The organism is Streptomyces sp. 13-12-16, assembly GCF_002114215.1.
Taxonomy (GTDB): domain Bacteria; phylum Actinomycetota; class Actinomycetes; order Streptomycetales; family Streptomycetaceae; genus Streptomyces.
Map to the genome: position 1 here is coordinate 4929 of NZ_NCTE01001306.1, position 8340 is coordinate 13268.

Sequence of the window (8340 nt, forward strand, 5' to 3'; positions counted from 1 at the left end):
AGACGTGCTCGGGGGCGAAGGCGTCGAGCAGCGGGCGTACGACGTCCTCGGGGCCGGTGACGAAGAGGCGGGCGGCGCGGATGTCGCCCCGCCACCTCCCCTGCTGCATCCGCTGGATCTCGCGGGACCAGTCGTGCTCGCGCCACCAGGGGGTTTCGTTGACGACGGTGGCCGCCCAGGCCTCCTGCTCCCCGGGCTTCCAGGCCACTTCGGCCTGCGGCGCCCCGGGGACGTCGCGGGCCACGCGGGCCTTGCGGCTGGTGCGCTTCCGGGTCCACGGCGGGGTGGCCAGCAGGGCGGGCAGCGCCTCCGCGGGCGCTTCCGCGTCCCGTTCGCCCCGCTTCAGCAGCGGGGCGACGACGGCTGCGGACGCCTCGGGCAGGGCGGGCAGCATCTTCTTCGTGAGCTCCGGGTGGGTCACCACGTGCAGGGGCAGCAGCATCCGGGAGAGGGACGCATGTTCGCTGTCGCCCGCCGCGGCGGCGGAGAGCAGCCGCAGGGCCCGCCGCGGGTAGCGGTTCATGGCGTCGAGCAGGGCGGGGCGGACATTGCGGTCGCCGCCCTTCTTCAGCAGCAGGCGGAAGGCGTCGTCGGTGGGCAGTTCGGCGGCCCAGCCCGCGACGTCCCGGTGTCCGTCGGATCCGTAGGCTCCGTCGAACGCGTCCTCCAGCAGGGACCCGACGGCGGGACCGAGCCGGTTCGCGAGGGTGGCGAGCAGTTGGAGGTTCCAGCCGTTCCAGCCGAGTCGTGCTCCTTCGCCGATGCGGGCGATCTGCTCCGGCCGGTACAGGGAGAGAAGGAGCATGCGCCGCAGGAGGGAGTCGTTCGGTATCGGGCCGTCGCAGCACTCGTCGACCCAGACACGCTCTTCGGGTACCAGGTAGGAGACCACGATGCGGCGCTCGACGCTGTCCCGGAGGCCGGCAAGGGCCTCGACGGTCCGCTGCCGGGTCTCCTCGTCGACCGCCGCGAGCAGGTCCCGGACACGGGCGGCGGTCTCCCACACGTGGTAGGTCCGGTAATCGGTCGTTCTCCGCAGCGCCGCGTCGTACCGTCGGGAACCTGCCTGCATGTAATGGGGGTTGACGCATCCCAGCTCCACGACGGCACGGGCGGCGAACGGCAGGCCGTGTTCGGTCACGCAGGCGTCGACGAGCACGTCCACCATCGTGTGGTGCCAGCCGACGGCGATCTCCACGGCGGCTCCGAGCGGAGAGGGACTGCCTTCCCGGTGGGCCCGGCCCTCCTTCACCAGCTCCGGGTCGCTGCCGGAGGAGGAGAACATCGCCTCGAACCAGGCCGCCTCCTGCGCGTAGCGGCGAGCGGCCTTCTCCACCGCGTCCTCGGCCGGCTTCGCGGCGGCCCGGAGCACGGGCAGGGCCCGCAGCCAGGCGGCGGGCATCTCGAACCGGTCCTCGTCGGCGATTTCCTGGTGCATGGCGCTGTTCCTCCCCGTCACCCGTTGCACGGGGACCTCATGAGCAGTTACCGATCACGTTAGACCTCGGCACTGACAACGGTCGGGCCCGTGCACGCCCGGCGGCGGCACATCCGCATCGCAGGATCCCCTGCCTCTCACGGTCAACTCTCCTGTGCTGCTCGCGCTTTCGACCTGCATCAGGTGTACGGGGACACTGTCTTCCCGCAGATCGCCTCCTGCACCGATCGCCGCACCGGCGAGGTGCTGTGCGACCGGAGGGCCGACCGGGGGGCTCCGGCATGGCTGTACGAGGCAGGTCCACGGGCCGACGAGCGCCTGCCACTACCCCACTCGGACCTCGGCGCGACGACGCTCCGGCCGCCGCCGTGGAGGAAGCCGGCCCGTGCGAACGGAGACGGGAGAGCCCGACGCCTCCCAGCGGACGGGGAAGGCGACGAACCAGGACACCACCCGGTGGCGGCTGACGCATCGCCCGCCCACGCCCGGGTCCGCCAACCGGTCGATCCGTCCAGTGACGCCGCCGGCGCAGGCGCACCGGCTCATTCGGCTGGCCCGAAACCACTCACGCAGTGACGAAAGCCGTAGAGCTACCCGAGGAACGACAACCGCACCTGACGGTTGTGATTCGAGACGTTCGTGTCGACCAGGCACACCGACTGCCAGGTGCCCAGTTCCAGCCGTCCGTCCACCACCGGGAGCGTCGCGTGCGGCGGGACGAAGGCGGGCAGGACGTGGTCGCGGCCGTGGCCGGGGCTGCCGTGGCGGTGCTGCCAGCGGTCGTCGGCGGGCAGCAGGGTGTGCAGGGCGGACAGGAGGTCGTCGTCGCTGCCGGCGCCGGTCTCGATCACGGCGATCCCGGCCGTGGCGTGCGGCACGAAGACGTTCAGCAGGCCGTCCCGGCCGGCCGCCGTCTCCCGCAGGAAGGACTCGCAGTCGCCGGTGATGTCGACGACCCTCTCGTCGGAGCCGGTGGCGATGGTCAGGACTCGGGTGGTGAAGGCATCGGACATGTGCTCCATCCTGGCCCATGCGCCGGGGTGCCCGCGGTAGCGCCGACGGGAAGATCCACGGCCTCCGCACGGTTGGCAGAAGCGTGAACGACATGCGCGAGGTCGAGGTGGTCGTCATAGGCGCCGGACAGGCAGGGTTGTCGAGCGCCTACCATCTGCGGCGGTCCGGGTTCGAGCCGGACCGCGACTTCGTGGTGCTGGACCACTCCCCCGGCCCCGGCGGCGCCTGGCAGTTCCGGTGGCCGTCACTGACGTACGGCAAGGTGCACGGGATGCACGCGCTGCCCGGCATGGAGCTTGACGGCGCCGATCCGGCGCGGGCCTCCTCCGAGGTGATCGGCGAGTACTTCGACCGCTACGAGCGGGCCTTCGACCTGCGGGTACGGCGTCCGGTGGACGTACGGGCGGTGCGCGAGGGGTCCGGCGGACGGCTGCTGGTGGAGACCTCGGACGGTGACTGGTCGACGCGGGCGCTGATCAACGCCACCGGCACCTGGGACCGGCCGTTCTGGCCGCGCTATCCGGGCCAGGAGACCTTCCGGGGACGTCAGTTGCACACGGCGCAGTACCCGGGGCCGGAGGCGTTCGCCGGGCAGCGGGTGGTCGTGGTGGGCGGCGGTGCCTCGGGCACCCAGCACCTGCTGGAGATCGCGCCGTACGCGGCGGCCACGACCTGGGTGACCCGGCGGCCCCCGGTCTTCCGTGAGGGCCCCTTCGACGAGGAGGCGGGCCGGGCGGCCGTGGCACTCGTCGAGGAGCGGGTACGGCAGGGTCTGCCGCCGCGCAGCGTCGTCTCCGTGACGGGACTGCCGCTCAACGACGCGATCCGCCGGGGTCTGGCGGACGGCGTGCTCGACCGGCAGCCCATGTTCGACCGGATCACGCCCGACGGCGTGGAGTGGGCAGGGGAGTCCCCCCTGCCCGAGCGCGGCCGAGAGCTCGAGGGAGGGCGGCGGGTGGCGGCCGACGTCATCCTGTGGGCGACCGGTTTCCGCCCCGCCGTCGAGCATCTCGCCCCGCTGCGACTGCGGGAGCCGGGCGGCGGCATCCGGGTCGAGGGCACGCGGGCGGTCGCCGACCCGCGGATCCATCTGGTCGGCTACGGCCCCTCGGCGAGCACCATCGGCGCCAACCGGGCCGGACGCGCGGCGGTGCGGGACATCAGGCGGTTGCCGGCGTGGGAGGAGCGGGCCGCGGCGTGACGGCCGGGAGCGCGCCGCTCACTTCTTCGACGGTTCGCTCGCCCTCTTCCCCTGTGCGTCGGACTCGGCGACGTTGCGCTGGTGTTCCGCGTAGTCGGCCGTGAAGCGGGTGTCGCCCGGCTTGACGGTGACGAAGTAGAGCCAGTCGCCCGGAGTCGGGTTGATGGCGGCGCGCACCGCGTCCTCGCCGGGGTTGGCGATCGGGGTCGGGGGCAGTCCCATGCGCCGGTAGGAGTTGTAGGGGCTGTCGATCTCGGTGTCGGCGGCCGTCGTGCGCGGCGCCCCGCGGTGCAGGGCGTAGTCGACGGTGGAGTCCATCTGGAGCGGCATCCCGCGTTCCAGCCGGTTGAAGATCACCCGGGCCACCTTGCCCATGTCGGCCTTGGTGGCCGCCTCCGCCTGGACGATGCTCGCGACGGTGACCGCCTGGTAGACGTTCATCGCGTTGCGCTGCGCACCGGCGGCGATCGGGGCTCCGTTGAACTTCTTGTCGGCGGTGTCGACCATGCGGGACAGCAGCTTCCGCGGGGTCGCCTTCTCCTTCAGCGGATAGGTCGTCGGGAAGAGGTAGCCCTCCGGGTCGCCCCCGGCCTCGTCGGGCAGCTTCAGGCCCGCCTTGGGGAGGGACTTCTTCGTGGTGCCGGCGGGCAGGTCGAGGACCTTGTCGACGGCGGCGTACACCTGGCTCGCGCGCCAGCCCTCCGGGATCACCAGGGTCGTGGGGCGGGAGTCGTCGTCGCCGTTCATGATCAGCAGCGGCACCGCCACGGCGGTGCCGGCCACGACGGCCCCGAGCGCCGCGAGGGCGAGGCGGCCCCGGCGCGTCAGTCGGATCGTGCTCCGTGACGGAGTGTTCGTCTGCATGCGGGCACGGTAACCCGCATAACGCCACAAACCCGACATATCTTCATCTCGTCGGCTCCAGTTGGGCGTCCCGGCGTACGAGGGCCGCGTAGCGCCCGCCGCGCTCCAGCAGCTCTTCGTGCGTGCCGCGTTCGACCACGCGTCCGGAGTCGAGGACCACGATCTGGTCGGCACTCCGGACGGTGGACAGCCGGTGGGCGATGGTGACCGTGGTGCGGTCGGCCGACAGTGCGTCGATGGCCTCCTGGACGGCGGCCTCGGTACGGGTGTCCAGGGCGCTGGTGGCCTCGTCGAGCACCAGGACCGGCGGGTCGCGCAGGATGGTGCGGGCGATCGCCAGGCGTTGCTTCTCACCGCCGGAGAACCGGTAGCCGCGCTCGCCGACCACCGTGTCGTACCCGTCGGGCAGGGCGGCGATGTGGTCGTGGATCTGCGCGGCCCGCGCCGCCGCGTGCAGCTCCTCGTCGGTGGCGTCCGGCTTGGCGAAGCGCAGGTTGTCCGCGACCGAGGCGTGGAAGAGGTACGTCTCCTGGGAGACGACGCCCACCGCACGGGCCAGCGTGTCGAAGTCGAGGTCGCGGACGTCGACGCCGTCGAGGGTGACCCGGCCGCCTGTGACGTCGTACAGCCGCGGCACGAGGTGACCGAGGGTGGACTTGCCGGCGCCGGTGGACCCGACCACGGCGAGGCCGCCGCCCGGGGGGACGGTGATGTCGATGCCGTCGAGGACGGGGGCGCTCTCGTCGTCGTATCCGAAGGTGACGCCCTCGAAGCGGACCTCGCCCTTGACCCGGTCGAGGTGGACCGGGTCCGCGCGCTCGGTGATGTCGATCGGGAGGTCGAGGTACTCGAAGATGCGCTGGAAGAGCGCGAGCGACGTCTGGATCTGGACACCGGTGGACAGCAGGCTCACGGCCGGGCGGAACAGCCCCTGCTGGAGCGAGACGAAGGCGACGATGGTGCCGATGGAGACCTCGGGGCCGCCCGTCTGCAGGGCGATGCCTGCCGTCCAGTAGATGATCGCCGGCATGGCGGCCATGACGATCGTGATGACGGCCATGCGCCAGCGGCCGGCCATGTTCGACCGGACCTCCAGGTCGACCAGCCGCTCGGACTCGTCCGAGAAGGCACCGGTCAGGGAGTCGGAGCGGCCCATGGTGCGGCCGAGCAGGATGCCGCTGACCGAGAGCGACTCGGTGACCGTGGCGGCCATCGCCGCCATCTGCTTCTGGCGCTGGGTGGTGATCTTCTTGCGTTCGTTGCCGACGCGGCGGCTGATCCAGACGAACACCGGCAGCAGGACCAGCGAGACCACGGTCAGCCGCCAGTCGAGCGCCAGCATCGCGACGACGGTGGCGACCACGCTGGTGAGGTTGGAGACCAGGGACGTCGCCGTGGAGGTCACGGTGGCCTGCATGCCGCCGATGTCGTTGGCGATGCGGGACTGGACCTCACCGGTGCGGGTGCGGGTGAAGAAGGCGAGCGACATGCGCTGGAGCCGGCCGTAGACGGCGGTGCGCAGGTCGTGCATCACGCGCTGGCCGACGGTGGTCGAGATCAGGGTCTGCAGCACGCCGAAGACGCTGGTGAGGACGGCGCTGAGGATCATGCCGAGCGCGAGCAGGCTGAGCAGCCCGGTGCGGCCCTCGGGGATGGCGACGTCGAGGATCGCCTTCAGCAGGAACGGGGTGGCCACCGAGACCAGCGAGGCGGCGCCGACGAGCAGGCCGACGATCGCGAGGCGGCCCCGGTAGGGACGGAAGAGCTTCAGGATGCGCCGCACCTGCCGGGGCTGCTCCTCGGCGCCGGCGGGCGGGGTCCAGTCGGGTTCGCGGTCGGGGTGCATGGTCTCCTTCGGCAAGGGCGCCCGGTGATGTGATGACGAGGTGAGTACAGCTCATTGTTACCTATACTCACAATGAACGGCATCCTGATATTGTTCCCGTATGACCGCCCCCGATCCCGACGGCCTGCTGGCCGAGCAGCTGCTTCGGCTGACCCGCCGGGTGCATCGCATCCAGAAGCGCCATCTGGAGGGGCGCGGGCTCGGTATCACCCCTGCCCAGTCACGGCTGCTGCGCACCCTCGCGCACTACGGTTCACCGCCCCGCATGGCCGATCTGGCCGAGCGGCTGGAGGTGGTCCCCCGCGCCGTCACCACACTGGTCGACGGGCTGGAGGCGAACGGCAAGGTGCGGCGGGTGCCGGATCCGGCCAATCGGCGGGTGATCCGGATCGAGCTCACCGACGACGGGCGCGCGGCCCTGCGGGAACTGCGCGCCGCGCGCCGGTCCGCCGCGGAGGAGATCCTGGCCCCGCTGGGGGACGCCCAGCGCGAGGCACTGGGCGAGTTGCTGGACACCCTGATCGACGGGGCGGTCCCCACGCGGTGCGGCGACGCGTCCGTATGACCCGTGTGACGTGACGGTACGGCGGTGCCGGCCGCCCGGACCGCCGGTTCTGTGCGGTCGTGTGGAAAACCGTTTGCCTCCCGGTACGCAGCGGGGTCAACCTGTCACGGTTTGCTGCCGCCGTCCTCGGACTGCGCGCACCTCCGCCTTCTCCCCGTTTCCGCCGCCCTCTGATCCGAGCCACTGGGACGTCATGCAGATTCAAGACCTTCCGTTTCCCGACCCGGGGGTGCCCGACGCACGCTCGGGTCCCCGATTCCTGTGGTGGCTCTTCCGGAATCAGCTGGCCGGGCAGCTCAAGTCGCTGGCCTGGGGTCTGCTGCACTTCACCTCCGTGGCCTCGCTGCCGTTCTGCGTCGGCGTCGCCGTCCAGGCCGCGGTCGACCGCTCCGGCGGCCGGCTCGCACTGGCCGGCGGCCTGATGGCGCTGGCCTGCGCGGGCAACGCCATCGGCGACACCTTCCTGCACCGCGCCGCCGTCACCAACTGGATCACCGCCGCCGCCCGTGTCCAGCAGTTGCTGGCCCGCAAGGCGGCCACGCTGGGCTCCGCGCTGACCCGGCGGGTCGCCGCAGGTGAGGTCGTGGCGGTCTCCACCGGTGACGTCGAGAAGATCGGGTGGTTCGTGGAGGCCCTGTCGCGGTTCACCGCGGCGGCGGTCACCATCGTGCTGGTCTGCACCGGCCTGGTCGTCTACCAGCCGGCGCTGGGGGTCGTCGTCGCCGTGGGACTGCCGGTGCTGGCGATCGCGGTGCTGCCTCTGCTGCCCCGCGCCACCCGGCGGGCGGACGTCCAGCGCGAGAAGGCCGGCCGGGCCACCGAGCTCGCCTCGGACACCGTCGCCGGGCTGCGCGTACTGCGCGGCATCGGCGGCGAGGAACTGTTCCTCGACCGCTACCGCCGCGCCTCCCAGGAGGTCCGTCACGCCGCCGTGCGCAGCGCCAGGATGTGGGCCCTGATCGCCGCGATCCAGGTGCTGCTGCCGGGGATCCTGCTGATCACGGTGGTCTGGTACGGCGTCCATCTCGCCCGCGAGGGCCGGATCGCCGTCGGTGAACTGGTCACCGTCTACAGCTCGGTCATGGTGCTCACCTACCCGCTGCGGCACTTCGAGGAGATCGCGATGGCGTACTCCTTCTCGCGTCCCTCGGCGAAGCGGGCCGCGCGCGTGCTGTCGCTGGAGCGGGCCACGGACACCGCGGGATCGCGCGCCGCCGAGGACCCGGCCGGGGACCTGTACGACCCGCAGAGCGGTCTGCTCGCCCCCACGGGCCGGCTCACCGCCGTGGTCTGCGGGGACCCGGACGCGGCGGGACGGCTGGCCGAACGGCTCGGCGGGCACGCCTCCGAGCGGGGCACCCCGGTGCTGCTCGGCGGGGTGCCGCTCGACGAACTGCCACTGGACTCCGCCC

The 8340-nt window shown here is 72.1% G+C and carries 6 protein-coding genes and 1 pseudogene; 3 read left to right on the forward strand and 4 right to left on the reverse strand.

Annotation, left to right across the window (positions count from 1 at the left end; genetic code table 11):
* Both B7767_RS47015 and B7767_RS40250 read right to left on the reverse strand, forming a co-directional pair.
* Positions 1-1438, reverse strand: a pseudogene (locus B7767_RS47015) (DUF4132 domain-containing protein); the annotation flags it as partial.
* 590 nt (positions 1439-2028) lie between these two features.
* On the reverse strand, positions 2029-2451 hold the full coding sequence (locus B7767_RS40250; RefSeq protein WP_085576240.1) for a secondary thiamine-phosphate synthase enzyme YjbQ: 423 nt from the start codon (positions 2449-2451) through the stop codon (positions 2029-2031).
* Between the two features lie 83 nt (positions 2452-2534).
* Between B7767_RS40250 and B7767_RS40255 the strand changes: the two genes are divergently transcribed.
* Complete coding sequence (locus B7767_RS40255; protein ID WP_107486615.1) at positions 2535-3653, forward strand: NAD(P)-binding domain-containing protein; 1119 nt, start codon at positions 2535-2537, stop codon at positions 3651-3653.
* 18 nt (positions 3654-3671) lie between these two features.
* Here B7767_RS40255 and mltG read toward each other — a convergent pair whose 3' ends face one another.
* Complete coding sequence (gene mltG, locus B7767_RS40260) at positions 3672-4517, reverse strand: endolytic transglycosylase MltG (RefSeq protein ID WP_085576241.1); 846 nt, start codon at positions 4515-4517, stop codon at positions 3672-3674.
* A gap of 43 nt (positions 4518-4560) precedes the next feature.
* Positions 4561-6363, reverse strand: coding sequence for an ABC transporter ATP-binding protein (locus B7767_RS40265; RefSeq protein WP_085576242.1), 1803 nt, complete (start codon positions 6361-6363; stop codon positions 4561-4563).
* Between the two features lie 100 nt (positions 6364-6463).
* Between B7767_RS40265 and B7767_RS40270 the strand changes: the two genes are divergently transcribed.
* Positions 6464-6928, forward strand: coding sequence for a MarR family winged helix-turn-helix transcriptional regulator (locus B7767_RS40270; protein ID WP_085576243.1), 465 nt, complete (start codon positions 6464-6466; stop codon positions 6926-6928).
* A 193-nt stretch (positions 6929-7121) separates the two neighbouring features.
* On the forward strand, positions 7122-8340 hold a 1219-nt coding region (locus B7767_RS40275; RefSeq protein WP_143652927.1), incomplete at its 3' end, for an ABC transporter ATP-binding protein.